General features: G+C 72.4%; 28 protein-coding genes. 8 read left to right on the plus strand and 20 right to left on the minus strand.

Annotated features, from left to right (window positions below):
• Positions 1 to 162: 162 nt before the first annotated feature.
• The gene (locus AB0D67_RS31575; protein WP_362944253.1) at positions 163 to 651 is read left to right on the plus strand and encodes an alpha/beta hydrolase fold domain-containing protein; all 489 of its coding nucleotides are present in this window, start codon (positions 163 to 165) and stop codon (positions 649 to 651) included.
• Positions 652 to 776: 125 nt separating this feature from the next.
• Here the strand turns inward: AB0D67_RS31575 and AB0D67_RS31580 are convergent, their stop codons facing one another.
• Positions 777 to 1253 carry a nitroreductase/quinone reductase family protein gene (locus AB0D67_RS31580; RefSeq protein ID WP_362944147.1) on the minus strand — a complete coding sequence of 159 codons (477 nt, stop codon included), beginning with the start codon at positions 1251 to 1253 and terminating at the stop codon, positions 777 to 779.
• Positions 1250 to 2029: a glucose 1-dehydrogenase gene (locus AB0D67_RS31585; protein WP_362944149.1), complete on the minus strand. Its 780-nt coding sequence runs from the start codon at positions 2027 to 2029 to the stop codon at positions 1250 to 1252. Before AB0D67_RS31585 ends, AB0D67_RS31580 begins: the two co-directional genes overlap by 4 nt.
• Before the next feature lie 145 nt (positions 2030 to 2174).
• Here AB0D67_RS31585 and AB0D67_RS31590 point away from each other — a divergent pair, with 145 nt between their 5' ends.
• Entirely contained in the window at positions 2175 to 2819 is a 645-nt protein-coding gene (locus AB0D67_RS31590; protein ID WP_362944151.1) for a TetR/AcrR family transcriptional regulator, read from the plus strand.
• Between the two features lie 12 nt (positions 2820 to 2831).
• On the opposite strand, the gene AB0D67_RS31595 is transcribed toward AB0D67_RS31590, so the two are convergent.
• Complete coding sequence (locus AB0D67_RS31595) at positions 2832 to 3116, minus strand: hypothetical protein (RefSeq protein WP_362944255.1); 285 nt, start codon at positions 3114 to 3116, stop codon at positions 2832 to 2834.
• Between AB0D67_RS31595 and AB0D67_RS31600 the strand changes: the two genes are divergently transcribed.
• Entirely contained in the window at positions 3048 to 3458 is a 411-nt protein-coding gene (locus AB0D67_RS31600; RefSeq protein ID WP_362944153.1) for a hypothetical protein, read from the plus strand. The two genes, AB0D67_RS31595 and AB0D67_RS31600, sit on opposite strands and share 69 nt — an antisense overlap.
• Positions 3459 to 3595: 137 nt before the next feature.
• Here the strand turns inward: AB0D67_RS31600 and AB0D67_RS31605 are convergent, their stop codons facing one another.
• Positions 3596 to 4186: a DinB family protein gene (locus AB0D67_RS31605; RefSeq protein WP_362944155.1), complete on the minus strand. Its 591-nt coding sequence runs from the start codon at positions 4184 to 4186 to the stop codon at positions 3596 to 3598.
• 75 nt (positions 4187 to 4261) lie between these two features.
• Between AB0D67_RS31605 and AB0D67_RS31610 the strand changes: the two genes are divergently transcribed.
• Both AB0D67_RS31610 and AB0D67_RS31615 read left to right on the plus strand, forming a co-directional pair.
• A complete protein-coding gene (locus AB0D67_RS31610) occupies positions 4262 to 4627 on the plus strand; it encodes a DUF488 family protein (RefSeq protein ID WP_362944158.1) in 366 nt (121 codons plus the stop codon).
• Between the two features lie 88 nt (positions 4628 to 4715).
• Positions 4716 to 5096, plus strand: a complete 381-nt coding sequence (locus AB0D67_RS31615; protein ID WP_362944160.1) for a VOC family protein — start codon at positions 4716 to 4718, stop codon at positions 5094 to 5096.
• A gap of 66 nt (positions 5097 to 5162) precedes the next feature.
• On the opposite strand, the gene AB0D67_RS31620 is transcribed toward AB0D67_RS31615, so the two are convergent.
• The 3 genes from AB0D67_RS31620 to AB0D67_RS31630 all read right to left on the minus strand — a co-directional run bounded on the left by AB0D67_RS31620 (position 5163) and on the right by AB0D67_RS31630 (position 7234).
• Entirely contained in the window at positions 5163 to 6164 is a 1002-nt protein-coding gene (locus AB0D67_RS31620) for a zinc-dependent alcohol dehydrogenase family protein (protein ID WP_362944162.1), read from the minus strand.
• Positions 6165 to 6292: 128 nt separating this feature from the next.
• Entirely contained in the window at positions 6293 to 6451 is a 159-nt protein-coding gene (locus AB0D67_RS31625; RefSeq protein WP_362944164.1) for a hypothetical protein, read from the minus strand.
• Between the two features lie 42 nt (positions 6452 to 6493).
• Complete coding sequence (locus tag AB0D67_RS31630) at positions 6494 to 7234, minus strand: SDR family oxidoreductase (protein WP_362944166.1); 741 nt, start codon at positions 7232 to 7234, stop codon at positions 6494 to 6496.
• Positions 7235 to 7289: 55 nt separating this feature from the next.
• On the opposite strand from AB0D67_RS31630, the gene AB0D67_RS31635 reads away from it, so the two are divergent.
• Entirely contained in the window at positions 7290 to 7925 is a 636-nt protein-coding gene (locus AB0D67_RS31635) for a helix-turn-helix domain-containing protein (protein WP_362944168.1), read from the plus strand.
• Between the two features lie 79 nt (positions 7926 to 8004).
• Here AB0D67_RS31635 and AB0D67_RS31640 read toward each other — a convergent pair whose 3' ends face one another.
• The 4 genes from AB0D67_RS31640 to AB0D67_RS31655 form a co-directional block, all read right to left on the minus strand.
• Positions 8005 to 9687 carry an FAD-dependent monooxygenase gene (locus AB0D67_RS31640; RefSeq protein ID WP_362944170.1) on the minus strand — a complete coding sequence of 561 codons (1683 nt, stop codon included), beginning with the start codon at positions 9685 to 9687 and terminating at the stop codon, positions 8005 to 8007.
• Positions 9688 to 9988: 301 nt separating this feature from the next.
• Positions 9989 to 10708 (minus strand): TetR family transcriptional regulator, encoded by a 720-nt coding sequence (locus tag AB0D67_RS31645; protein WP_362944172.1) that lies wholly within the window; start codon positions 10706 to 10708, stop codon positions 9989 to 9991.
• Positions 10709 to 10856: 148 nt separating this feature from the next.
• Positions 10857 to 11036 carry a hypothetical protein gene (locus AB0D67_RS31650; protein ID WP_362944174.1) on the minus strand — a complete coding sequence of 60 codons (180 nt, stop codon included), beginning with the start codon at positions 11034 to 11036 and terminating at the stop codon, positions 10857 to 10859.
• Between the two features lie 12 nt (positions 11037 to 11048).
• Positions 11049 to 11390, minus strand: a complete 342-nt coding sequence (locus tag AB0D67_RS31655; RefSeq protein ID WP_362944176.1) for a hypothetical protein — start codon at positions 11388 to 11390, stop codon at positions 11049 to 11051.
• A 264-nt stretch (positions 11391 to 11654) separates the two neighbouring features.
• On the opposite strand from AB0D67_RS31655, the gene AB0D67_RS31660 reads away from it, so the two are divergent.
• Together AB0D67_RS31660 and AB0D67_RS31665 are read left to right on the plus strand one after the other, a co-directional pair.
• Positions 11655 to 12947: a histidine kinase gene (locus tag AB0D67_RS31660; RefSeq protein WP_362944178.1), complete on the plus strand. Its 1293-nt coding sequence runs from the start codon at positions 11655 to 11657 to the stop codon at positions 12945 to 12947.
• Positions 12944 to 13759, plus strand: a complete 816-nt coding sequence (locus AB0D67_RS31665) for a response regulator transcription factor (RefSeq protein ID WP_362944181.1) — start codon at positions 12944 to 12946, stop codon at positions 13757 to 13759. The genes AB0D67_RS31660 and AB0D67_RS31665 overlap by 4 nt, the downstream gene beginning before the upstream one ends.
• A 128-nt stretch (positions 13760 to 13887) precedes the next feature.
• Here AB0D67_RS31665 and AB0D67_RS31670 read toward each other — a convergent pair whose 3' ends face one another.
• From AB0D67_RS31670 to uvrC, 9 genes are all read right to left on the minus strand, one after another.
• Complete coding sequence (locus AB0D67_RS31670) at positions 13888 to 14235, minus strand: RNA polymerase-binding protein RbpA (protein WP_179827933.1); 348 nt, start codon at positions 14233 to 14235, stop codon at positions 13888 to 13890.
• A gap of 101 nt (positions 14236 to 14336) precedes the next feature.
• On the minus strand, positions 14337 to 14567 hold the full coding sequence (gene secG, locus AB0D67_RS31675; RefSeq protein WP_179827931.1) for a preprotein translocase subunit SecG: 231 nt from the start codon (positions 14565 to 14567) through the stop codon (positions 14337 to 14339).
• Positions 14568 to 14700: 133 nt separating this feature from the next.
• The gene (tpiA, locus tag AB0D67_RS31680) at positions 14701 to 15486 is read right to left on the minus strand and encodes a triose-phosphate isomerase (RefSeq protein ID WP_362944184.1); all 786 of its coding nucleotides are present in this window, start codon (positions 15484 to 15486) and stop codon (positions 14701 to 14703) included.
• A gap of 100 nt (positions 15487 to 15586) precedes the next feature.
• The gene (locus AB0D67_RS31685; RefSeq protein WP_362944186.1) at positions 15587 to 16780 is read right to left on the minus strand and encodes a phosphoglycerate kinase; all 1194 of its coding nucleotides are present in this window, start codon (positions 16778 to 16780) and stop codon (positions 15587 to 15589) included.
• Positions 16780 to 17784, minus strand: coding sequence for a type I glyceraldehyde-3-phosphate dehydrogenase (gene gap, locus AB0D67_RS31690; protein ID WP_362944188.1), 1005 nt, complete (start codon positions 17782 to 17784; stop codon positions 16780 to 16782). The genes AB0D67_RS31685 and gap overlap by 1 nt, the downstream gene beginning before the upstream one ends.
• Before the next feature lie 241 nt (positions 17785 to 18025).
• Positions 18026 to 19009, minus strand: a complete 984-nt coding sequence (whiA, locus tag AB0D67_RS31695; protein WP_179827915.1) for a DNA-binding protein WhiA — start codon at positions 19007 to 19009, stop codon at positions 18026 to 18028.
• A 90-nt stretch (positions 19010 to 19099) separates the two neighbouring features.
• Positions 19100 to 20035, minus strand: coding sequence for a uridine diphosphate-N-acetylglucosamine-binding protein YvcK (gene yvcK / locus AB0D67_RS31700; protein WP_362944190.1), 936 nt, complete (start codon positions 20033 to 20035; stop codon positions 19100 to 19102).
• A complete protein-coding gene (rapZ, locus tag AB0D67_RS31705; protein ID WP_362944192.1) occupies positions 20032 to 21006 on the minus strand; it encodes an RNase adapter RapZ in 975 nt (324 codons plus the stop codon). The genes yvcK and rapZ overlap by 4 nt, the downstream gene beginning before the upstream one ends.
• The gene (gene uvrC / locus AB0D67_RS31710) at positions 21003 to 23045 is read right to left on the minus strand and encodes an excinuclease ABC subunit UvrC (protein WP_362944194.1); all 2043 of its coding nucleotides are present in this window, start codon (positions 23043 to 23045) and stop codon (positions 21003 to 21005) included. Before uvrC ends, rapZ begins: the two co-directional genes overlap by 4 nt.
• Position 23046 lies beyond the last annotated feature (1 nt).

Below are 23046 nucleotides of genomic sequence, written 5' to 3' on the forward strand. Positions count from 1 at the left end.
AGTGCACGCCGTTGCGTGCCGCCCACTCGGAAAGCTTCACGGGATCATTATAGACAATGAGAAAGGCTGAGGTTCACTGATTAATTGCGCGGCAGTTTTTAGCCCTCGCCCCCGAGCACACCGCCCGCGACGTGTGGGCCATGCTCCTGCCTCTCTACCGGGATCTCGCCGGGGCGCCTGACCGTGATGGGCGACTCGGCGGGGGGCAACCTGGCCCTGTCCCTGGTCATGCAGGCCAGACAGGCCGGCCTGCCGCAGCCGGCGCGTCTGGTGCTGGTGTCGCCGTGCGTCGACGTCTCCTGCGACGATCCGGCGATGGCGAAGCTGGAGCGGGACGACCCGATCCTCGCCCCCGAGGGCGTGCGCGAGGCCGGCCGTCTGTACGCGGGAGGTCTGGACCCGCGTGATCCGGTGGTCAGCCCCCTGTACGGCTCGCTCCGCGGCCTGGCTCCCATCGCCGTCTTCACCGGCACCCTCGACATCCTCAACGTCGACGCCCACCGGCTCAAGGACAGGGCACGGCAGGAGGGGGTGTCCCTGGAGTGGTTCGAATACCCCGGCATGATGCACGTCTGGCCCCTGTACTCCCTGCCCGAGTTCAGACGGGCCGTCGACGAGATCGTCGCGGTGATCGAAGGGTCCCGGACCTGAGTTCCTCCACCCGTTCCAGCCGGGCGCGCGGGTGGGCCGGCACGAGCCAGGGCGGCGAAGCCGTACGGTGAGCCGGCCTTGCCGTGGCCGCCGACGATCTGGGTCATCTGTCGAGGGATCCGCGATCACTGCCGATGGCGGAAGCTGATGCGCATCAGCCGGCTGTCAGCCCAGTCTTCGAGTCGAGTCGGCCGGATGGTGCCGGGGTCGTGGGGCTGGTTGAGATCCGCGACGATCTCCGCCAGCACGGCCTGACGTTCAGCCGGGTCGGTGACAGGCGTGGCCCGTGCAGGCAGATCTGCGCAGATCCCGTTCTTGAGGTGGAAGGTGAAGTCGGGATCGGCGAGAAGGTTCGCATGCCAGTCGGTCGCGGCACTGCCGGCGCCGCTGCACAGGTAGGTGGTGCCCACAGCCCGGTAGAAGAAGATCTCGATGCGGCGTGGCCGGCCGGTGCGTCGCCCCAGCGTCGTGATGTCGATGATCCGTTCGCTGGTGCCTGCTGCGGGTGTGATCTCGATGGCTCGCCGGATGTGATCGGGCAGGTGCGACAAAGACGCGTCACGTGCGGAGTCGTTCCATCCGGTCGTGTCTGGACTGCTCATGCGGTCTCGGTCTGAAGGGCGGGCCCGAGGAGGAGTCCACCGTCGATGACGTACTCCGACCCCGTGATGAACGACGCGTCTGATGACGTGAGGAACAGGAGAAGCCGGGTGACGTCGGCCGGCTCTCCAAGTCGGGGGATGGCGAACGGCTCGGGTGAGTAGAAGTCGGCGATCGCCGCGGTGGCGCCGGCCGCCGGTTCTTGGATGAAGGGGGTCGCGATCACGCCGGGGTGGATGGTGTTCACGCGGATGCGATCCCGGCCGAGTTCGAGCGCCGCCGTTCGGGTAAGTCCTCGCACGGCCCACTTGCCGGCGACGTACGGCGCGTAGTGCGCCGTACCGCCCAGGCCCATCGTCGAGGCGATGTTGACGATGGCTCCCCCTGTCGCGCGGCGCAGAGCGGGGGCGGCGACCTTGATGCCGAGGAAGGTCCCTGTGAGGTTGATATCGAGGATGCGCGACCACGTGGCCTGGTCCGTGTTCTCAATCGGCACCGGCGGGTTCTGGACGCCCGCGTTGTTAACGAGTACGTTCAGGGCGCCGAAGGCGCTCTCGGCGGCCCGCACGGCAGCGGACCACGAACTCTCGTCGGTGACGTCGAGGCGGGTGAAGTGGGCGCGGGTCCCGAGCTCGTCGGCGAGAGCGGCGCCGCGTTCGGTGTCGATGTCGCCGATCACCACGTTCGCTCCCTCCGCGTGAAAGGCGCGTACGTGGCTCGATCCCTGGCCACCGGTCCCACCGGTCACGAGCACGGTCTGGTTGTCGAAGCGATTCATCCGATGTTCCTTCGGTACGTGGGTGACCGACCGGGATCATCGGCGATGAACGGCCGGCCGATGGTGAGCCGGGCGACTCACCACTGCCTTGACAGTAGGTCGGCGACAGTGGCGAGTCAAGCCACTCATCTCGTATGCTCGGTCCATGAACAGGGTCGTACCGACGTACCACCAGCGCGTCGCCCAGGAAAAGCACGCGCTGATCGTGACGGCCGCGACCGCGCTGTTCCTCGAGTTGGGCTACGACCGGACATCGCTGGCGCGGATCGCAGAACGCTCGGGTGTCTCGCGGGCCACCTTGTTCAAGCAATTTCCGAGCAAGGCCGCCCTGTTCGACGCCATCGTCACCGAGTCCTGGTCAATCGCTGACGAGGAGGATCCTCCGCCGGCAGGCAACGTCGTCGACGGGCTCAGCGCCCTCGGCCGCCGTTACGCCGAACTGTTGAGCCGGCCCCAGATGACCGACCTGTTCCGGATCGTCATCGCCGAGCTGCCGCGGTTCCCGGAGCTGGCCCATGCGCAGTTCTCGCACGGGAAGATGCCCTACTTCGAGTCGGTACGCAGCTACCTCCTGGCTGAGCACGAGGCGGGAACGGTGCGGGTCGAGGACGTGAACCTCGCAGCCACCCAGTTCCTAGGCATGATCTCCAATTACGTCTTCTGGCCGAAACTCCTGGTGCCGGGCTGGGAGGTGACCGCCGAACGCGTCGCCCAGGTGGTCGACGAGGCCGTCCGCACCATCGCCGCCCGGTACGCCGCGACTGGACCGGGGGCGTCCACCAACGACTGAGTCCCGCCGTCACTAAAGGAGTTCGGCGTCCAGGCTGGCGCGGAACTCTCTGACCTGGATGGTGGTGCCGTACGGGTCCAGGCGGGCGGAGAAGCGGCGGAGGCGTTCGACCGAGCGGGCGGAGGTCAGGGCTCCGGCCAGCAGGACGGCGGCCCGCGCCCGCTGTGTCCCGGACCGGCCTCGCGACGCGCCCGCGCCGTCGTGCGCGAGGCGCTCCGGGCCGCGGGCGTGCCCGGCGAGGACGTCCACGACGCGGAGACGATCGTGGCCGAACTGGCGGCCAACGGCGAGCGTCATGCGCGCCCGCCGTACGAGGTGCGCCTCTTCGTCGTGGACGGCGTCCCCGTCTGGTGCGAGGTGGTCGACGGCGATCCGGATCCGGGGTGGATCCCGGCGCTTCTCGACCGTCCCCGCGGTCAGACGACGCTGGACCTGTTCGCCGAGCGCGGGCGCGGTCTGATCATGGTCAGGGAGCTGTCCCAGGGCTACTGCCGGGTCTGTCCGACGACGGTCTTCACGACGGGAGCGTCCGGCAAGGCGGTCGGCTTCGCCCTGCCCACCCGTTCGGGCGAACGCCTGGCCGTACCGCCCCCGCCGCATCTGGCCCGCCGTACGGTCCGGCTCCGGTTGAACCCGTGATTCCGCGTCACGTCCGGGCGGCTTCCGCGCGGGCGCCGCGGCTCACCGCCGTCCCGGCAGGCGTCTTCGCGATCCCGGCCGGCTCCGGTGCCCGCCGCCGGATCAGGCCCGACCGGCTCCGTCGCCGCGCCGCCGGTTCAGGCCTGGCCGGCCACGCGGGCCACGTCCTCCAGCCGGGCGCGGTAGCCCTCCCACCATGACCGGTCGCCCGGCGGCAGGTTCCCGGCGTCCTGCCGCAGTCCGGCGGCCCCGTCGATGAGCTCCCGGACGATGTCGGCGTGCCCGGCGTGCCGGTCGGTCTCGGCGATCATATGGATCAGGATCCGGTGCAGGGTCACCTCGTCACGGCCCTCCGGCCACCACGGCACCCGGCCGGTCGCGTCCAGCTCCAGCGCCTCGATCGTCGCGTCCGAATGCGCCTGCACCCGGTGGTACAGCGCGATGATCTCCTCGCGCGACTCCTCCGCGGTCGCCCACATGTCCGCGTTGGCCTCGGCCTCGTCCTCCATCCAGGGCAGCGGTTCGGGGAACGGCCTGCCGAAGACGTCACCGAAGTACCCGGCCTCGGTGCCGGCCACATGTTTGATCAATCCGAGGAGGTTGGTCCCGGTGGGGGTCATCGGCCGGCGGATGTCGTACTCCGCCAGTCCGTCGAGCTTCCAGACCAGGGCCTCACGGGCGATCTTCAGGTAACGATGGAGATCCGACTTCGGATCCGATGCAGTCATGCCGGACATCCTGCCACCCGATGCCGCGAACCGGTCCGCCGCTTCCGCGGCACGCCATCCGGGTAGATCCCGGGGATGGGGGACATCATCGTCAAGCGGGTGTACGACGGCGGGCCGTTCGAGGGGACGGCGTTCCTGGTGGACGGCATGTGGCCGCGCGGTGTGCGCAAGGACGAGCTGGAGCGGGTCCGCTGGGTCCGCGACATCGCGCCCTCGGCGGAGCTGCGGCGCTGGTTCGGGCACCGCCCCGAGCGGTTCGCGGAGTTCCGCCGCCGCTACCGCGAGGAGCTGGACGGCGAGGCGGACACCGTCCAGCCTCTGCTGGAGGCCGCGCGCGCGGGGAAGGTCACGCTGTTGTACGCGGCCAGGGACACCGAGCACAACAACGCCGTGGTGTTGCGGGAGTATCTGCGCGACCGGCTCGCCGGGCCGGACGGCTGACCCTCTCGGACGCCCCCGAAGCCGGCGGCCGCATCGCCGTCGCATGGGTGTCGGCACCGGCCGGAGACGCAACCGGTACGGTGCGGACATGCATCGAAGCCGCGTCTACGCCGTTCTGATCGACGCCCCCGAGGCCGAGGCCGCCGACGCGGCGGCCTTCTGGTCCGCCGCGCTCGGCGTGCGGACCGAGCTCATCCCCTCCGAGCCGCAGTTCGTCACGCTGCACGAGGCCCTGCCCGGACTGGTCACCGCCGTCCAGTCGGTCGACGACGCGCCCCGCTTCCACCTGGACATCGAGACCGACGACGTCGAGGCCGAGACCGCGCGTCTGGTCGGGCTCGGCGCCGAGCAGGTGTCGCGGTGGCAGGAGTGCCGCGTGCTGCGGGTGCCCGGCGGGCACCTGGTCTGCGTCCTGCCCGTGGAGAGCGACCGGGAGCTCTTCGAGTCCCAGGCCAAGGTCTGGCCCTGACCCCGCCTCCCCGGCCACGGGGCCGGTCCGCGTGCCGACGGAGGACCTGCGGAGGACCTGCGGAGGTCAGTGCGCGACGGTGACCACGATCTTGCCGACCTGGGCGTTCGACTCCAGGTACCGGTGGGCTTCGACGATCTCGCCCAGGTCGAAGGTGCGGTCCACCACCGGCCGGAACGCACCCGAACGCAGCCCGGAGGTCACGAACGCGGCCGCCCGGCGCAGCCGTTCCGGCCGGCTCGCCGTCTCGATCATGGTGTAGGTGCGCATGTTCAGCGCGGGCATGCCGAGGTCGATGCCCGGATAGGGGGTCGGCTCGCCGCTCAGCGCGCCGTACACCAGGAGTGTGCCCTCGTCGGCGACCATCCGGGCCAGGTCCCGCACGCCGGGACCGGCGACGGCGTCGAAGACGAACTCGGCGCCCCGGCCGCCGGTCGCCGTCAGCACCCGCTCGGCCACGTCCTCCGACCCGGTGACGATCACCTCCGCCGCGCCCTCCTTCAGCAGCGCCTCCTTCTTGGCGGCGGTGCGGGTGAGGGCGATGGGTGTGGCGCCGACGCGGCCGGCGACGTGGATGGCGGCCAGCCCCACGCTGCTGGAGGCCGCGTTCAGCACGACCGTGTCCCCCGCACGCATCCCCCCGGCCTCCACCAGCGCGCCGTAGGCCGTCAGGTACGGCATCCACACCGCCGCGCCCTCGACGGCGCCGAGTCCTTCGGGGCGGTGCAGCACCGACGCCGCGGGCACGATCGCCCGTTCGGCGTAGACCCCGTGGTCGTTCTGCGAGAACCCGGGCACGGTGCTGACCGGCTGTCCGGGCCGGAACTCCTCGACGCCCTCGCCGACCGCCTCGACCACGCCCGCGGCCTCGGTGCCCAGCCGGGCGGGGAACCGCTTCACCGGCTCGATGTAGTGGCCGGTGCGGAACAGCACCTCGGCCCGGTTCAGGCCGATCGCGTCCACGCGGATCCGGACCTCGCCCGGACCCGGCTCGCCGACCTCCACGTCCTCCAGCCTCATCACCTCGGGGCCGCCGAGTTCGTGGAACAGCACCGTCTTCGCCAGCATGTCGTTCTTCCTCCGTGAGAGACGATGATCGACTCAAACACGGAAGTACGATAGATGTCAAACTACGACGTCTGTCGTACTAATGAATACGGACGCCGGCCAGGCCCCACGGCCCCATCGAGGAGTTTTCAGACGATGTCCGCGTGCCCGGCGCGCCGGTCGGTCCCGGAGATCGCCGGATCGGGATCCGGCGCGAGGTCGCCTCGCTCCGCCCCTCCGGCCGCCCAGACGATCTCCAGGAGTCCGGCGCCGACGAGCACGCTCCACGCGACGGCCGTCTTGGTCATCTCACGTCCTCCCCGTCGGGATCCGTCCGCGGGCTCGGGGGGTCACGCGGCGAAACCGCCGTCCACGGCGATGGCCGCGCCCGTGACGAAGGCGCCGCCCTCGCCCGCCAGGTGGACCACCATGGCGGCGACCTCCTCGGCCCGGCCGTAGCGGCCGACCGCCGTGAAGGCGCGCTCGGCGTCGGCGTCCGGGCCGTCGGCCGGGTTCATCTCGGTGTCGGTGGACCCCGGGTGCACGATGGCGGCGGTGATGCCACGCGAGCCGAGGTCCCGGGCCAGGCCCCTGGTGAGCCCGGTGAGCGCCGCCTTGCTCATCGCGTAGAGGGTCATGCCGGGGTAGGGGACGCGCTCGGCGAGGCTGCTGCCGATGGTGATGATCCTGCCCCCTGCTCCCATGTGCCGGATGGCCTGCTGGGCGAGGAGGAAGGCGGCGCGGGTGTGGACGGCCAGGATGTGGTCGACCTGCTCCAGCGTCATCTCCTCCGGCGGGCCGTGGACGAAGGTCCCGGCGTTGTTGACGAGGACGTCGAGCCGGCCGAGGACGCCGACCGTCCGGTCCACCGCGTGGGAGGCCGAGGCGGGGTCGGCGGCGTCGGCCTCGATCGTGACGGCCGTACGGCCCAGCGCCTCGATCTCCGCCGCGACCTCGCGCGCCCGGTCGGCCGAGCGGGCGTAGGTGATGGCGACGTCGGCTCCGGCCGCGGCGAGTCCCAGCGCGACGGCGGCGCCGATGCCCCTGCTGCCGCCGGTGACCAGGGCCGTCCGGCCCGTGAGTGATGACATGGATGTCTCCTGACCGTGGAATCCGGAGCGGTCTCCGGATGACTATGCTGCCGGGATGAACAGGGAACTGCCGCTCGCCGGAGCGCGGCCGCGGGAGCGGGCCGACGCCGCGGAGAACCGCCGGAGGATCCTGGCCGCCGCCCGCGACCTCGCCGCGGCCGGCGGCGTGGAGAGCCTGTCGATGGACGAGGTCGCCCGGGCCGCCGGCGTCGGCGTCGGCACCGTCTACCGGCGTTTCACCGATCGGGCGGGGCTCGCCCACGCGCTGATCGACGAGCGCGAGCGCGCCTTCCAGCACGCCTTCCTGCACGGCCCGCCCCCTCTGGGCCCGGGGGCCGCACCCGGCGAGCGGGTGCGCGCCTTCCTGGCCGCGCTGGCGGACCGTACGGAGGAGCAGGCCGACCTGCTGTTGTTCGCCGAGAGCAGCGCCCCGCACGCCCGCTACACCGGCGGCTCCTACGCCGCCTACCACCTCCATCTCGCCACGCTGATCCGCCAGGCCCTCCCGGAGGCCGACGCCCATTACCTGGCCGACGCCCTGCTGGCGCCGCTGGCCGCGGACCTGTACCTGTACCAGCGCCGGACGCTCGGGATGGACGCCGGACGCCTCAAGGCGGGCCTGGACACCTTCAGCGGAGCCCTAACAAACGGAACATTCTCCGCTTATTTAAGCGGAGAAGGTTCCGTTTAGCAATCCCTGTCGGCGCGGCGCCCTCGGACCCGGGGCGGCCGCCCTGGCGGACTCGCCGTACGCCGGGACGGCCGCGCCGTCAGGCGTCCTCGGCGGGCGCGCCGAACCATCGCGCCAGGGCGGCGCGGAGGGCGTCCCGCTCCCGGGAGTCCGGACGAGGCGACGCCGAGGCCCAGGCCACGTAGCAGTCGGGCCGCAGCAGCAGAGCGGCGATGCCACCGGATCCGCCGTCCTCACCGGGTACGGCGGATCCGTGGAATCCGCCACGCGCGGCGTCCTCACCGGCTCCACCGCCCGGCATGCCGGAATGCGGCGGGCGCGCGCCGACGACCTTCACCCGGTCGCTCCAGCCGGCGGCCTCCCGGGCCACTGAGAAGTCCTCGGTCAGGTCCAGCAGCAGTGGACGGGCGTCCGCGGTCAGCTCGGCGAGCCGTACCGGACCGGTGCCGGTGTCGAGCGACAGGTCGGGCGCCCACCTGCCGGTCAGGGAGTGGACGCCGCCCGCGCCCCCGTCGCCCGCGGCCCCGTCGCCTACGCCCATGTCGTAGCGGATGTCCGATCCGGCCATGGTGGCGGCGATATGCCGGACGACGTTCCGGTCGCCGAGGAGCTCGGTGAACAGCCGCCGCAGCGCGGTGACCTCCGCTCCCGGGGCGATGAGCGCGGACTGCGCCTGGCTGTGCATGACGACCCGCTCCGCCGCGGGCCGCCGTTCGGCCTCGTAGCTGTCCAGCAGGCCGGGCGGGGCCCAGCCGTGGATCTCGGCGGCGAGCTTCCAGCCGAGGTTGACCACATCCTGCAGGCCCAGGTTGAGACCGGGACCACCGATCGCCGAGTGCACATGGGCCGCGTCACCGGCCAGCAGCACCCGGCCGTCCCGGAACCGTTCGGCCAGCCGGGTGTTTCCGCCGGTCAGGCGGCGCATCACGTGCGGACCGGACCCCGTGGACGGGCCGAGGGGGAGATCGGCCCCGAGGACGCGGCGGACGCTCTCGCCCAGCTCCTCCAGGGTCAGCGGCGGCTGCCCGTCACCCTCGGCCGCGGCGGGCTCCCATTCCATGGTGCTCACCAGGGCCGGGCGGCAGGGGAAGGGCGCGAAGACGAACAACCCGCGTTCGGTGCGGTGGTGCATGAACGGCGGGACGAGTCCGTAGCCGGGCACGTTCAGCCCGCCGGTGGCCGGGTCCACCAGTTCCGGCGGCACGGTGACGGACGCGGTGCGGGAGACCGTGGAGTCCCGCGTCACGCCGGGGAAGCCGATCCCCGCCAGTTTCCGCGTCACGCTGCGCCCGCCGTCCGCCCCGACGAGATAGCGGGCCCGCAGCCGGTAGGGGCCGTCCGGTCCGATGACGTCGGCGACGACCTCCTCGGCGTCCTGCGACAGGCCGGCGAGCTCGTGCCCCCGGCGGATCTCGACGCCCAGCTCGGCGGCACGCTCCTCCAGGACCTGCTCGACGCGCTGCTGCGGCGTCCCCAGCATGTAGAGCGGGTTGTCGTCCAGCGTGCTCAGGTCGAGCGGCAGCGCGCCGAACACGAACCCCGGAACCGGCCGGGGCGGCTCGGTGCCACCGCCGAGCCGCCCGTACAGGCCCCGGCGGTCGAGCATCCGCACCACCTGGCCGACCAGGCCGTTGGCGCGGTTCTCGGTGGTGCGTGCGGGCAGCCGCTCCAGCACGATCGGCCGCACTCCGGCCAGGCTCAGCTCACAGGCCAGCATCAGCCCGTTGGGGCCGGCTCCGGCGATGACCACGTCTGCGGACATGGCGGTTCCTCCTCGATGGGATGGATGGGGGTTCGGCTCCCGGAGGTCCGGGGTCGATGAAAGGAGGGCATGGAACACGTGGGCACGTGTCGTCACGCCCCATGACACACGGTGACAACCGATGGTCGTGACGGACCACCCGGGCGACGTCCGAGAGGGGCACCCGGGTACGGGGTGCGGCGGGAATCGGGCTCGCAGACCGGACTCCCGGGGCCGGGCCGATCAGGGCCGGGCCGATCAGGGCCGGCGGGTCCGGGAGGGCTGGAGGACCGGCGGGGGCCGGAGGCCGGAAGGGCCGCTCTCAGGCCCGGGGACCGGCGGCCTCCCCTCGACCGGGAACCGGCAGCCCCGCGGCGAGCTGGCCGAGCGCGTCGCGGAGTATCGGCCCGAACGGGACGGGCGGGTCGGCCCGCAGCCAGCGCTCCATGACCAGGCCGACGGCCACGCCGACCGCGCCGGACACCAGCCGCGGGTACAGGTCGCGGACGGCGTCGGTGCCGGTGCGCTCGGCGATCGCCGCGGCCAGCTCCGCCTCGGCGGCCGCGTTCGCCCTGAGCATCTCGCCCTGCAGCGAGGGTTCGCTGATCATCAGTTGGACTCCGGCGATCCACCGCCGGTCGGGTGCCCGTCTGCCGCCGGTCACCTCGTCGCCCGCGCCGCCGGACATGTCACCGGCCGCGTCGACGCGCGTGCCACCGGGCGTGTCGGCGGGCGAGAACTGGGTCTGCACCGCGTTGAGGATCGCCTCCCACAGCGGCTCGGACTCCGGCCGGGCGCGCAGTTCCTCCGCGATCCGGCGGGCGCGGTCGAGGTGGCGGGCGGCGATCGCCTCGCCCTTGCTGGAGAAATAGTTGTTGAAGGTGCGGGGGGACACCCCGACCTCGGCGGCGATGTCCTCCACCCGGACGGCGTCCAGCCCGCGCTCCACGACCAGGCGGATGGCCGCCCAGCTCAGCGCGGCACGGGTCTCCTGTTTCTTGCGCTCCCGAAGTCCCGGCCGCTCGGGTTTCCCGGTGTCCATGGGACCACCGTACACATATTTGCGGATTACGAAAAGATGCGTGCCGCGAAATTTTTTCGCCGTACGGTCCGGACCGCGTCGCACGGACCATTCAGCCCGGCAGCCCGGTACGGGGACACGGACCATCGCCCCGGTGCGGGGACGCGGATCACCGCCCGGTGCGGGGATCGCGGACGGCGATCCGCCGGCACTCCACCCACGGGTGGAGATCGAATCTCTCCACCCCGGCGCCGATCCGCCCCGGCGCGCGTTTCCCTACCGTCTTCCCCGTGAACTCGCTCATTTCGACGAATCCGCTGAGCACGACGGCCGTCATCGTCCTCGTCATCGCCTTCGTGCTCTACCGGCAGATGATGACCCGGGTCGCCACCCGGACCGGCCTCCTCTGGCTCGCCCTGTTCATGATGGTGGCCGGCGCCGCCTCCGGCGGGCTCGTGGACCCTCGTCGTCTGCCGCTCAGCCTGCTCCTGCTGGCCGTGGATGTCGCCTGCGCGGTGGCCTTCGGCGTCCTGCGCGCCTCGACCGTCCGGGTCTGGCGGGACGGGAAGGGGACGCCCTGGTCCAAGGGCACCCGATGGACCCTGCTGGGCTGGCTGGCCTCCGCCGTCGCGCGCGTCGCGCTGCTCGGCGCCGGCCACGCCCTCGGGCTCGCGCCGGCGCCCACGGCCATCCTGTTCTTCATGGGCGTGACCATCGGCGTCCAGTCCCTCCTCGTCGCCCGCCGAGCCCGCGCCCTGCCCCCGCGCCTCACCGTCCCAGCGCGCGTGACCGCTCCCCGCACCGTACGGCGCTCCGTACCGGGCTCCGTATGCCGCCGCCCACCGCTGGGGCGTCGCCGTACGGCCCGCACCGGCGGACGCCGCCCGGCACCCGGAGTCCCCGCGCGGCGGAACGCCGGAAACGGCCCGGTGCGGAGGGAGGCCGAGCCCACGGGTATCTTCGGGACATGCCCGGAATCCGGTGGCAGGCCGCGGTCCTGCTGCGGGTCGCGGTGGTCGCGACGTTCGCCGCGTTCGCCGTCGTACAGGTGGTCCGGGACCAGGCCGCCGCCCCCGGTCACCGCCTCACGGTCGCGGCACTGGCGCTGGCCGTCGCCGGATGCCTGGCCGCCGCTCCCCCGCCGGGCTCGGCCCGCCGGGAGAAGCCCCCGGTCACGGTTCTCGGGATCCCGGTCAGGCTCGGCACCGCCGTGATCGCCTCGATCGGCCTCCTCGTTCTCTCCCCTGACGGCGGCCTGGCCGTCGCGGCCCTGCTCTTCACCGTCGGGGCGGCGGCCTTCCGCCATCCGCCGCACCGGGCCGTGCCGGTGGGGCTGCTCGCGCTGACCGGCCTGCTGCTGGCCGGGCTGGCCGGCCGCTCCTGGGAGCAGGAGCTGTCCCTGGCCGTCAACGTCTGCGTGATCCTCCTCATCGCCTACGCGGTCCGGCAGCGCAGGGCGACCCGGGCCGCCGAGGCACGCGAGGCGGTGCTCGCCGAGCGGGCGCGGATCGCCAGGGAGATCCACGACGTGCTGGCCCACTCCCTGTCCGCGCAGATCGTGCACCTGGAGGGCGCGCGCCTGCTGTTGCGGGCCGAGCGGCACACCGAAGCACTGGAACGGGTGGAGCACGCCGGGCAGCTCGCCAGGTCGGGACTGGAGGAGGCCCGCAGGGCCGTGTCGGCGCTGCGGGAGGACAGCCCGCCACTGCCGGCGGCGATCGAAGCCCTGACCGAGGAGTTCCGGGCCACGACCGGGCAGGCGTGCCCGCTGACGGTGACCGGCCCCGAACGGCGGCTGGCGCCCGAGACCGAGCTGGCGGTGGTCCGCACCGCCCAGGAGGCCCTCACCAACGTCGGCCGGCACGCTCCCGGGGCGCCGGCCACCGTACGGCTGGCCTTCGCCGGCGAGGTCTGCGAGCTGGAGGTGACCAACCCCTCAGGGAGCGGGCCGGGCACGCCGGGAGGGGGGTACGGTCTCGTCGGGATGGCGGAGCGGGCCGAGCTGCTCGGTGGGGCGCTGGAGGCCGGGGAGACGGACGGGGGTTTCCGGGTGCGGCTGAGGTTCCCCGCGGCGGAACGACCCTCCGGCCGGTCCCCCGCCGAACGACGGTCCGGGCGGATCCGTGCGGCGGAACGGTCGGCCGGGCCGTCTCCCATGACGGAGCGGCCCGCTGGGGGGTCTCCGGCGGCGGGGCGCCCTCCGGGCCTGATCCCCGCCGCGCGCCGGCCCGTCGAGCCACCGGAGGAGACCGCAGGATGACCGAGGCCGGGAGGGAGACGGGCGGCGCGCCCGTCCGGGTGCTGGTGGTCGACGACCAGACGGTCGTGCGTGAGGGGCTGACGCTGCTGCTGGGTCTGCTGCCCGGCATCGAGGTGGCCGGTTCCGCGGGCGACGGCGAAGCCGCCCTGCGGCTGGTCCGGGAGACACGGCCGGACGTGGTCCTGATGGACCTGCGGATGCCCCGGATGGACGGCGTCGAGGCCACCGGGCGGATCCGCGCCGCGTATCCGGACGTCCAGGTCGTCGTGCTGACCACCTACTCCGACGACGAGTCGGTGTTCGCCGCGCTGCGGGCCGGGGCCCGGGGCTTCCTCACCAAGAGCGCCGACGCCGAGGAGATCTCCCGGGCCGTCGCCGCCGTGACGCGGGGCGACGCCCAGCTCGACCCGGCCGTCCAGCGCCGCCTCCTGGACGCCATGCCCCCGGCTCCGCCGACCGGCCCGGCCCGGAGAGACCTGGAGGACGCCCGGCCGGGCTCCTCCAGGGGCCACGGCGGCCCGCCGGTCCCCGTACGGGACCGCGCCGCCGTGCCGGATCCCGGCCGGGAGCGCGCCGGGCGGACGGGTCCCGCCCGGGAGCGCGACGCCCTGCCCGACGGGCTGACCAGGCGGGAGGGTGAGGTCCTGCGGCTCATCGCCGAGGGCCGCTCCAACGCGGAGATCGCCGCGGCCCTGTTCATCAGCGAGGCCACGGTGAAGACGCACGTCAACAACCTCTTCGCCAAGATCGGGGCGCGCGACCGCGCCCAGGCCGTCGGCTACGCCTACCGCCGCGGCGTGGCCGGGACCTGAACCCCGGCATCCGTACGGCGGGGCCGGGACGCCTCACCCGCCGCCCGGCGTCCCCTGGTCATGGGAGACGCGGAGGGCCCCCGCGGAAGCTCTCCGCGGGGGCCCCTCACATCCGCCGGATCAGCGGATCAGTACATCGGGCGGGAGGAGGAACGCAGCCGCTCCAGGGCCTCGGCCAGGATCTGGGCGCCGTCCTTGTCGCTGCGGCGCTCCTTGACGTACGCGAGGTGCGTCTTGTACGGCTCGTTGCGCGGCGGCGCGGGCGGGTTGCTCTCGTCCTGACCGGCCGGGAGGCCGCACCGCGGGCAGTCCCAGAACTCCGGTATGGGGGCGTCGCTGGCGAAGCTGGGGCGCGTCTCATGCATGTTCGCGCACCAGAACGGGACCCTCACACGGGGAGCCGCCTCGCCGCGCTCCGCCTCCCCCATCGGGCCGGCTCCGACACGGCTGCCACGGATCGCGTTGCCACTACCCACGGATGAACTCCTCGCTCGATGGCCCCCCGCCGCTCCGGGTGGGCGCGGGGGGCTGAACCACTGTCACGCTTGGCGAAAGCCAGGGCGTCTGAAAGCCCCGGTCAGGGCTTGAGAAGAAGGCCCAGCGCGATGATGCAGACGAACCAGACCACACCGGTGATGATGGTGAGCCGGTCAAGGTTGCGCTCGACCACGGAGGACCCTCCGAACGATGACGAGAAACCGCCACCGAACAGATCCGACAGACCCCCGCCCTTGCCCTTGTGAAGCAGGACGAGCAGGATCATCAGCAAGCTCGCCAGAATGAGGGCGATGGAGATTCCGATTGTCACCGTTGACCTGTTCCCTATTTACGCGCGGCCCGCGTCCGGGCACGACCCTTGTGTGACGCCTGAGGCGTGACGATTCAAACTTGCTCTAAGAGGGTACGACCTCATGTCAAGTCGTACCCCCCGAACGTCTCGGTCAGCCTGACATTTCACCAAAACGGCAGATTTTCACGAACTCCACCTGATCGAGGCTGGCGCCGCCGACCAGGGCGCCGTCCACGTCGGGCTGCGCCATGATGCCGAGGATGTTGTCGGCCTTGACCGACCCTCCGTAAAGGATACGGACGGCGGCGGCCACATCGGCGTCATACAGCTCGGCGAGTCGGGAGCGCAGCGCCCCGCAGACCTCCTGGGCGTCCTCCGGGGTGGCCACCTCGCCGGTGCCGATCGCCCACACCGGCTCATATGCCAGCACGATCGACGCGGCCTGCTCGGCGGTGACCTTGCGCAGCGCCCCGTCGAGCTGGGCGACGCTGTGGGCCACCTGGCCGCCGGCCCGGCGGACCTCGAGGTTCTCCCCCACGCACAGGATCGGCGTGAGCGAGTGCCGGTAGGCCGCGTGGATCTTGGCGTTGACCACGTCGTCGTCCTCGCGGTGGTACTGCCGCCGCTCCGAGTGCCCGATCACCACGAAGGTGCAGCCGAGCTTGGCGAGCATCGCCCCGGAGACCTCCCCGGTGTACGCGCCGCCGTCGTGCTCGGACAGATCCTGCGCGCCGTACACCAGGCGCAGCTTGTCGCCGTCCACCAGGGTCTGCACGCTGCGCAGGTCGGTGAACGGCGGCAGGACCGCCACCTCGACCCGGTCGAGGTCCTTGTCGTTCAGCGCGAACGCCAGCTTCTGGGTGTGAGCGATGGCCTCCAGGTGGTTGAGGTTCATCTTCCAGTTGCCGGCGATGAGGGGCTTGCGTGCCGTGCTCATCTGTCACCCGCCGTTCCTCGTCCGCTTCGCGGAGCGCTACTCACGTTTCTGGCGTCGGAAGCGGGCGCGCCGGGACGGCGCGCCCGCTCACCGAGTCGGTTCACTCCCCGCTGTCCAGGGCGACGAGCCCGGGCAGGGTCTTGCCCTCAAGGTATTCGAGGCTGGCCCCGCCACCGGTGGAGATGTGCGAGAACCCGTCCTCGGGCAGCCCGAGCGTGCGCACGGCCGCGGCCGAGTCGCCGCCGCCGACGACGGTGAACGCCTCCGAGGCGACCAACGTCTCGGCGACCGCGCGGGTTCCCCCGGAGAACGCCTCGAACTCGAAGACGCCCATCGGGCCGTTCCAGAACACCGTCCGGGCGTCGGCCAGCTTGCCCGCGAACAACTCGCGGGTGCGCGGGCCGATGTCGAGGCCCTGGCGGTCGGCCGGGATCGCGGTGGCGTCGACCACCTCGTACTCGGCGTCCTCGGCGAAGTCGACGGCCGCCAGCACGTCGACCGGCAGGACGAGCTCCACGCCGCGCTTGGCCGCCTCGTCGAGGAAGCCGCGCACGGTGTCGAGCTGGTCCTCCTGGAGCAGCGACTTCCCGACCTCGCGGCCCTGGGCGGCCAGGAAGGTGTAGGCCATGCCGCCGCCGATGAGGAGCCGGTCGACCTTGGTCAGGAGGTTGCCGATCACGCCGAGCTTGTCGGAGACCTTCGCGCCACCGAGGATCACGACGTACGGCCGGGCCGGCTCCTCGGTCAGCTTCCGCAGGACCTCGACCTCGGCGAGCACGAGCCGGCCCGCCGCGTGCGGCAGCAGCTTCGGCACGTCGTAGACGCTGGCGTGCTTGCGGTGCACCGCGCCGAAGCCGTCGCCGACGTAGAGGTCGGCGAAGGCCGCGAGCCTCTCGGCGAACGCGGCGCGCTCGGCGTCGTCCTTGGACTCCTCGCCCCGCTCGAACCGCAGGTTCTCCAGCAGGGCCACCTGGCCGTCGCCGAGGCCCTCGACGACGGACCGGGCCGAGTCGCCCACCACGTCGGAGGCGAAGGCGACGTCGGCGCCCAGCAGCTCACCGAGGCGCCGGGCCACCGGCGCCAGGGAGTACTTCGGGTTCGGCTCGCCCTTGGGCCGGCCGAGGTGGGCGCAGACCACCACCCGGGCGCCCTTGTCGGCGAGCTCCCGGATCGTCGGGACGGAGGCGCGGATGCGGCCGTCGTCGGTGATGACGTCCCCGTCCAGGGGGACGTTGAGGTCGGCGCGCACCAGGACGCGCCGGCCCTTCACGTCGAATGCGGACAGGTCCTTCATCAGAGGTCTCGGCCGACCTTCTCGACGAGGTCGACGAGACGGTTGGAGTAACCCCACTCGTTGTCGTACCAGCCGACGACCTTGACCTGGTTGCCGATCACCTTGGTCAGGCCCGCGTCGAAGATGCACGACGACGGGTCGGTGACGATGTCGCTGGAGACGATCGGGTCCTCGGTGTAGGTCAGGTAGCCCTTGAGCGGGCCGTCGGCGGCGGCCTTGAGCGCGGCGTTGACCTCCTCGACGGTGGTCTCGCGGCCGACCTCGACGGTCAGGTCGGTGGCCGAGCCGGTGGGCACCGGCACGCGCAGCGCGTAACCGTCGAGCTTGCCCTTCAGCTCGGGCAGCACCAGGCCGATGGCCTTGGCGGCGCCGGTGGAGGTCGGCACGACGTTCAGGGCGGCGGCGCGGGCGCGGCGCAGGTCGCTGTGCGGGCCGTCCTGCAGGTTCTGGTCCTGCGTGTAGGCGTGGATGGTGGTCATCAGACCCTTCTCGATACCGAAGGTGTCGTTGATGACCTTGGCCATCGGGGCCAGGCAGTTGGTCGTGCAGGAGGCGTTGGAGATGATCGTGTGGCTGGCCGGGTCATAGGTGTCGTCGTTGACGCCCATCACGACCGTGACGTCCTCGTTCTTGGCCGGAGCCGAGATGATGACCTTCTTGGCGCCGTTCTCGGCGTGCACCCGGGCCTTGTTGGCGTCGGTGAACAGGCCGGTGGACTCGACGACGACGTCCACACCCAGGTCGCCCCAGGGAAGCTTGGCCGGGTCGCGCTCGGCGAAGGCCTTGATGGCCTTGCCGTCCACGATGATCTCGTCGGCGGTGCTCTTCACCTCGTACGGCAGGCGGCCGAGGATGCTGTCGTACTTGAGCAGATGGGCGAGCGTGGCGTTGTCGGTCAGGTCGTTGACCGCAACGATCTCGATGTCCTTGCCGCTGGCAGCGACCGCACGCCAGAAGTTGCGGCCGATGCGGCCGAAGCCGTTGACGCCTACGCGGATGCTCACGGTACCGATCTCCTCGTACGTCGGTGCGCCGGCCCCGGGGACCGGCGGCGTGTGGCGGGCTGAAAACCTCAACACGAACCCTATAGGACCCAAATTGGTTTAGACCACTGGTGGGGTGGGGTGTGTTCGACGCGCCCGTTGACCTGCCGCGACGCCCCTCACGACATTCGCGGCGCACACCCGGCACACCGCGCTCCCCCGCGACGCTCCCGGCGGCTCCCCCGCACCGCACCCCGCGCCGTCACGGCGCCAGCATGTCGACGGTGAGGTTGGCCTCGGTGTTGGGGATGCCGATGTCCTGGGCGCGCTTGTCGGCCATGGCGAGCAGGCGGCGGATGCGCCCGGCGATGGCGTCCTTGGTCAGCGGCGGGTCGGCGAGCTGGCCCAGCTCCTCCAGGGACGCCTGCTTGTGCTCCACCCGCAGCCGCCCGGCCACCACCAGGTGCTCCGGGGCCTCCTCGCCGAGGATCTCCAGGGCCCGCTGGACCCGGGCTCCGGCCGCGACCGCGGCGCGGGCCGAGCGGCGCAGGTTGGCGTCGTCGAAGTTGGCCAGGCGGTTGGCCGTCGCCCGCACCTCGCGGCGCATCCGCCGGTCCTCCCACAGCAGCACGCTGTCGTGGGCGCCCAGCCGGGTCAGCAGGGCGCTGATCGCGTCGCCGTCGCGGACCACCACCCGGTCGACGCCGCGCACCTCGCGCGCCTTGGCGTGGATCTTCAACCGGCGGGCGGAGCCGACCAGCGCGAGCGCCGCCTCGGGCCCGGGGCAGGTGACCTCCAGCGACATGGAACGGCCCGGCTCGGTGAGGGAGCCGTGCGCCAGGAACGCCCCGCGCCAGGCGGCCTCGGCGTCGCACGTCGCCCCCGCCACCACCTGCCTGGGCAGGCCGCGGACCGGGCGGCCGTGGTTGTCGATCAAGCCGGTCTGGCGGGCCAGCGCCTCACCGTCGCGGTACACCCGCACCACGTAGCGGGCGCCCTTGCGCAGTCCCGCCGGGGCGAGGACGAGCACCTCGGCCCGATGCCCGAACACCTCGGCGATGTCCTTGATGAGCCGCCGCGCCGTGACGTTGGTGTCCAGCTCGGCCTCGATCACGATCCGTCCGCCGACCAGGTGCAGGCCGCTCGCGAAGCGAAGGAGCGTCGACACCTCGGCCTTACGGCAGCACGGCTTCAGGACCGGCAGCCGGCTCAGCTCGTCCTTCACCACTCCTGTCATCGCCGCCATATCGTTCGTCCTCCCCCATCAGACCTCGTGCAGCCCGGAACAACCGGGCACACAGAAGTTTCTCGCACTCACGGGCACCGCTGACCAGGATCAACGCTTCCCACGGAAAATCTCGTCCAGGACGGAGGCAAGACGTTGCGCATCGTGCCGCGGGGAGCCGTCGGGGGACGCGACGTCGGCCAGCACCAGCCGCCCGCCGAGCCCGGCCGCGGCCTTCTCCAGCTCCTCGCGGTCGTCGGCCACCCCCGCGTCGGCGAGCACCACGTCGATCTCCAGGGCCGGCGCGTGCTGGCGGAGCACCTCCAGGTGCTTCTGGGGGGAGAACCCGTCGGTCTCGCCGGGCTGCGGGGCGAGGTTCAGCGTGACCAGGCGGCGCGCCCGGGTGGTGTGCAGCGCCTCGGCCAGCTCGGGCACCTTCAGGTGGGGCAGCACGCTGGTGAACCACGACCCGGGGCCGAAGACCACCCAGTCGGCGTCCAGGACCGCCTGGACCGCCTCGGGACCGGCCGGGGGGTCGGCCGGGACCAGGGAGACGGCCCGGACCCTGCCGGGGGTGAGGGCGCAGGCCACCTGCCCGCGCACGGTGCTCACCACACCGTCCAGCTCGACCTCCGCGACGATGTCGAGCGGCACCGACGACATCGGCAGCACCCGGCCGTGCGCGCCGAGCAGCCGCCCGACCCAGTCGAGGCCGGCGACCGTGTCACCGAGCCGCTCCCACAGCGCCACGATCAGCAGGTTGCCGAGGGCGTGCCCGTGCAGCTCGCCCTCGCTGCGGAACCGGTGCTGGACGACCTCGCTCCAGGTGCGGCCCCACTCGTCGTCGCCGCACAGGGCGGCCAGCGCCATCCGCAGGTCGCCCGGGGGCAGCACGCCCAGCTCACGGCGGAGCCGCCCGCTCGACCCGCCGTCGTCGGCCACCGTGACCACGGCCGTGAGCCGGGAGGTGACCCGGCGCAGCGCCGACAGCGAGGCGTACAGCCCGTGACCGCCGCCCAGCGCGACGACCTTGAGATCCTCGGTCACTCCCGGCCCGCATCCCGGTGGCTCACCTGGACGTCCAGGCCGCCGCGGTCACGCAGCCGGGCTCCGATCTGCTCGGCCATGGCGACGCTGCGGTGCTTGCCGCCGGTGCAGCCCACCGCGAGCGTGGCGTAGCTCTTGCCCTCGCGGGTGTAGCCGGCCGCGATGATGCCGACCACCTCCTCGTAGGCGTCGAGCAGCTCCTTGGCGCCCGGCTGGCCGAGGACGTAGTCGCGCACCGCGGGGTCCAGGCCGTTCATCGGGCGCAGCTCGGGCACCCAGTGCGGGTTGGGCAGGAACCGGCAGTCGACGACCAGGTCGGCGTCGACCGGCAGGCCGTACTTGTAGCCGAAGGAGACGACGTTGACCCGCAGGCCCGGACGGTCATCGCCGCCGAAGAAGGCGACGATCTTGCCGCGCAGCTCGTGGACGTTGAGGTTGGAGGTGTCGATGACCAGGTCGGCGTTGGCCCGCACCTCCCGCAGGATGCCCCGCTCGCGGGCGATCCCGTCGACCAGCCGGCCGTCCCCCTGAAGGGGGTGCGGGCGGCGGACGTTCTCGAACCTGCGCACCAGCTCCTCGTCGCTGGCCTCCAGGAACACCACCCGTACGGCGACGCCCCGCCCGTCGAGCTCCCCGATCGCGGCGTTGAGGTCGGTGGTGAAGGCCAGGCTGCGCACGTCGACCACGGCCGCCACCTTGTCGGCGGCCAGCTTGACCCGGCCGGCCTCCTCGGCCATGGCGAACAGCAGCCCGGGCGGCAGGTTGTCGATGACGAACCAGCCCAGGTCCTCCAGGGCCTTGGCCGCGGTGCTCCGCCCCGCCCCGGACATGCCGGTGACGATGACGAACGCGGTCTGGCCGCCGGCCGCCCGGCGCTGATCCGGCCGTCCGCCGTCCGTGCCCTGCGCCTCACCCGCGCCGCGGTCCACGCCCGCGGTCGGCTCGTCGTTCGGGGCCTGTTCCTCGCTCATGATGTCTCATCCTTCAACGCCGACACGATCGTCTCGGCCGTGGCGGGGCCGATCCCGGGAACCTCGCAGATCTGGGCGGCGGTCGCCTCCCGAAGCCGCTTCACCGATCCGAAGTGCTTGATCAGGGCCTGCCTGCGGGCCGGCCCGAGCCCCGGTACCCCGTCCAGGGCGCTTTCCCTGACGCTCCTGGACCGCTTGGAACGATGGTAGGTGATGGCGAAGCGGTGGGCCTCGTCGCGCACCCGCTGCAGCAGGTAAAGGGCCTCGCTCGTGCGGGGGAGGATCACCGGCAGCTCCTCGTCCGGGAGCCAGACCTCCTCCAGCCGCTTGGCCAGGCCGCAGACCGCCACGTCGTCCACGCCCAGCTCGTCCAGCGCGCGCCGGGCCGCGGCGGCCTGGGCCGGGCCGCCGTCCACGACGACGAGGTTGGGCGGGTAGGCGAACCTGCGCGGCCTGCCGGTCTCGGGGTCGATGCCCGGCTCGGCGCCCGCCTGGGGCTCGCCGCCCGGCCCGGCGCCCGCCTCCGCACCCGGCTCCCCGGCGCCCGCTTCGGGGCCGATGTCCGGCCTGGCGCCCGCCTGGGGTTCCAGGCCCGGCTCGGCGTCCGCCTCGACGTCGAGCTCCCCGGTGGCCGAGCGCTCCTCCAGGTAGCGCTTGAACCGCCGCGAGATCACCTCGTGGATCGAGGCGACGTCTCCCCCGGTGGTGCGGACGGAGAACCTGCGGTACTCGCTCTTGCGGGCCAGGCCGTCCTCGAAGACCACCATGGAGGCCACCACGTCGGTGCCCTGCATGTGGGAGACGTCGTAGCACTCGATGCGCAGCGGCGCCTGGTCGAGGCCGAGGGCGTCGGCGACCTCCTGCAGCGCCCTGCTGCGCGACGTCAGGTCGCTCGCCCGCTTGAGCTTGTGCTGCCGGAGCGCCTCCGCCGCGTTGCGCTCGACGGTCGTCATCAGGTCCTTCTTGTCGCCGCGCTGCGGGACGCGGATCTCCACCCGGCCGCCGCGGTGCTCGCCGAGCAGCTCGGCGATCGCGTCGGCGTCCGGCGGCGGGGCCGGCACCAGCACCTCGCGGGGGACCGACTCGGCGGCCGCCTCGCCGTAGATCTGCAGCAGGAACCGCTCGACCAGCTCGCCGGGGCCGGTCTCCTCGACCTTGTCCACCACCCAGCCGCGCTGGCCCCTGATACGGCCGCCGCGGACGTAGAAGACCTGGACGGCCGCCTCCAGCGGGTCTTCGGCCAGCGCGATCACGTCGCAGTCGGTGTTGTCGCCCAGCACGACGGCCTGCTTCTCCATGGCCCGCCGCAGGGCCTGGATGTCGTCGCGCAGCCGGGCGGCCCGCTCGTACTCCTGCTCGGCGGCGGCTTTGGCCATCTCGCGCTCCAGCCGCCTGACGAACCGGCCGGTGTTGCCCGCCATGAAGTCGCAGAAGTCCTCGGCCAGGGCCCGGTGGTCCTCGGGGCTGATCCGGCCCACGCAGGGCGCCGAGCACTTGTCGATGTAGCCCAGCAGGCAGGGCCGGCCGACCTGCCCGGCCCGGCGGAACACCCCGGCCGAGCAGCTCCGCATCGGGAACACCCGCAGCAGCAGGTCGACCGTCTCGCGGATCGCCCAGACGTGGGAGTAGGGGCCGAAGTAGCGGGTGCCCTTGCGCTTGGCCCCCCGCAGGACCTGCACGCGGGGGAACTCCTCCCCCATGGTGACCGCGAGGTAGGGGTAGGACTTGTCGTCGCGGTACTTGACGTTGAACCGCGGGTCGTACTCCTTGATCCAGGAGTATTCGAGCTGGAGCGCCTCCACCTCGGTGCCGACGACCGTCCAGTCGACGCCGGCGGCCGTGGTGAGCATGGTCTGGGTGCGCGGGTGCAGCCCGGCGAAGTCGGCGAAGTAGGAGTTCAGCCGCTGGCGGAGGTTCTTGGCCTTGCCGACGTAGATCACCCGGTCGTCGGGGTCCCTGAACCGGTAGACGCCGGGGGACTCGGGGATCGACCCCGGACTCGGCCGGAAGCTCGCCGGACCGCCTGCAGATCTCGCCACA

The organism is Streptosporangium sp. NPDC048047 (genome assembly GCF_040653115.1).
Taxonomy (GTDB): Bacteria; Actinomycetota; Actinomycetes; order Streptosporangiales; family Streptosporangiaceae; genus Streptosporangium.

What these genes read in the sequence shown, in the direction of transcription:
- AB0D67_RS31665 (WP_362944181.1), top strand. Translation starts at nt 12,944, where the DNA reads ATGACCGAGGCCGGGAGGGAGACGGGCGGCGCGCCCGTCCGGGTGCTG.
- AB0D67_RS31655 (WP_362944176.1), bottom strand. Translation starts at nt 11,390, where the DNA reads ATGAAGAACAGGATGGCCGTGGGCGCCGGCGCGAGCCCGAGGGCGTGG.
- AB0D67_RS31650 (WP_362944174.1), bottom strand. Translation starts at nt 11,036, where the DNA reads ATGACGAGGACGATGACGGCCGTCGTGCTCAGCGGATTCGTCGAAATG.
- AB0D67_RS31685 (WP_362944186.1), bottom strand. Translation starts at nt 16,780, where the DNA reads ATGAAGGACCTGTCCGCATTCGACGTGAAGGGCCGGCGCGTCCTGGTG.
- AB0D67_RS31615 (WP_362944160.1), top strand. Translation starts at nt 4,716, where the DNA reads ATGCATCGAAGCCGCGTCTACGCCGTTCTGATCGACGCCCCCGAGGCC.
- AB0D67_RS31635 (WP_362944168.1), top strand. Translation starts at nt 7,290, where the DNA reads ATGAACAGGGAACTGCCGCTCGCCGGAGCGCGGCCGCGGGAGCGGGCC.
- AB0D67_RS31610 (WP_362944158.1), top strand. Translation starts at nt 4,262, where the DNA reads ATGGGGGACATCATCGTCAAGCGGGTGTACGACGGCGGGCCGTTCGAG.
- tpiA (WP_362944184.1), bottom strand. Translation starts at nt 15,486, where the DNA reads ATGAGCACGGCACGCAAGCCCCTCATCGCCGGCAACTGGAAGATGAAC.
- AB0D67_RS31605 (WP_362944155.1), bottom strand. Translation starts at nt 4,186, where the DNA reads ATGACTGCATCGGATCCGAAGTCGGATCTCCATCGTTACCTGAAGATC.
- AB0D67_RS31580 (WP_362944147.1), bottom strand. Translation starts at nt 1,253, where the DNA reads ATGAGCAGTCCAGACACGACCGGATGGAACGACTCCGCACGTGACGCG.
- AB0D67_RS31630 (WP_362944166.1), bottom strand. Translation starts at nt 7,234, where the DNA reads ATGTCATCACTCACGGGCCGGACGGCCCTGGTCACCGGCGGCAGCAGG.
- whiA (WP_179827915.1), bottom strand. Translation starts at nt 19,009, where the DNA reads ATGGCGGCGATGACAGGAGTGGTGAAGGACGAGCTGAGCCGGCTGCCG.
- rapZ (WP_362944192.1), bottom strand. Translation starts at nt 21,006, where the DNA reads ATGAGCGAGGAACAGGCCCCGAACGACGAGCCGACCGCGGGCGTGGAC.
- AB0D67_RS31640 (WP_362944170.1), bottom strand. Translation starts at nt 9,687, where the DNA reads ATGTCCGCAGACGTGGTCATCGCCGGAGCCGGCCCCAACGGGCTGATG.
- AB0D67_RS31660 (WP_362944178.1), top strand. Translation starts at nt 11,655, where the DNA reads ATGCCCGGAATCCGGTGGCAGGCCGCGGTCCTGCTGCGGGTCGCGGTG.
- AB0D67_RS31620 (WP_362944162.1), bottom strand. Translation starts at nt 6,164, where the DNA reads ATGCTGGCGAAGACGGTGCTGTTCCACGAACTCGGCGGCCCCGAGGTG.
- AB0D67_RS31595 (WP_362944255.1), bottom strand. Translation starts at nt 3,116, where the DNA reads ATGACGCTCGCCGTTGGCCGCCAGTTCGGCCACGATCGTCTCCGCGTC.
- AB0D67_RS31645 (WP_362944172.1), bottom strand. Translation starts at nt 10,708, where the DNA reads ATGGACACCGGGAAACCCGAGCGGCCGGGACTTCGGGAGCGCAAGAAA.
- AB0D67_RS31625 (WP_362944164.1), bottom strand. Translation starts at nt 6,451, where the DNA reads ATGACCAAGACGGCCGTCGCGTGGAGCGTGCTCGTCGGCGCCGGACTC.
- AB0D67_RS31585 (WP_362944149.1), bottom strand. Translation starts at nt 2,029, where the DNA reads ATGAATCGCTTCGACAACCAGACCGTGCTCGTGACCGGTGGGACCGGT.
- AB0D67_RS31590 (WP_362944151.1), top strand. Translation starts at nt 2,175, where the DNA reads ATGAACAGGGTCGTACCGACGTACCACCAGCGCGTCGCCCAGGAAAAG.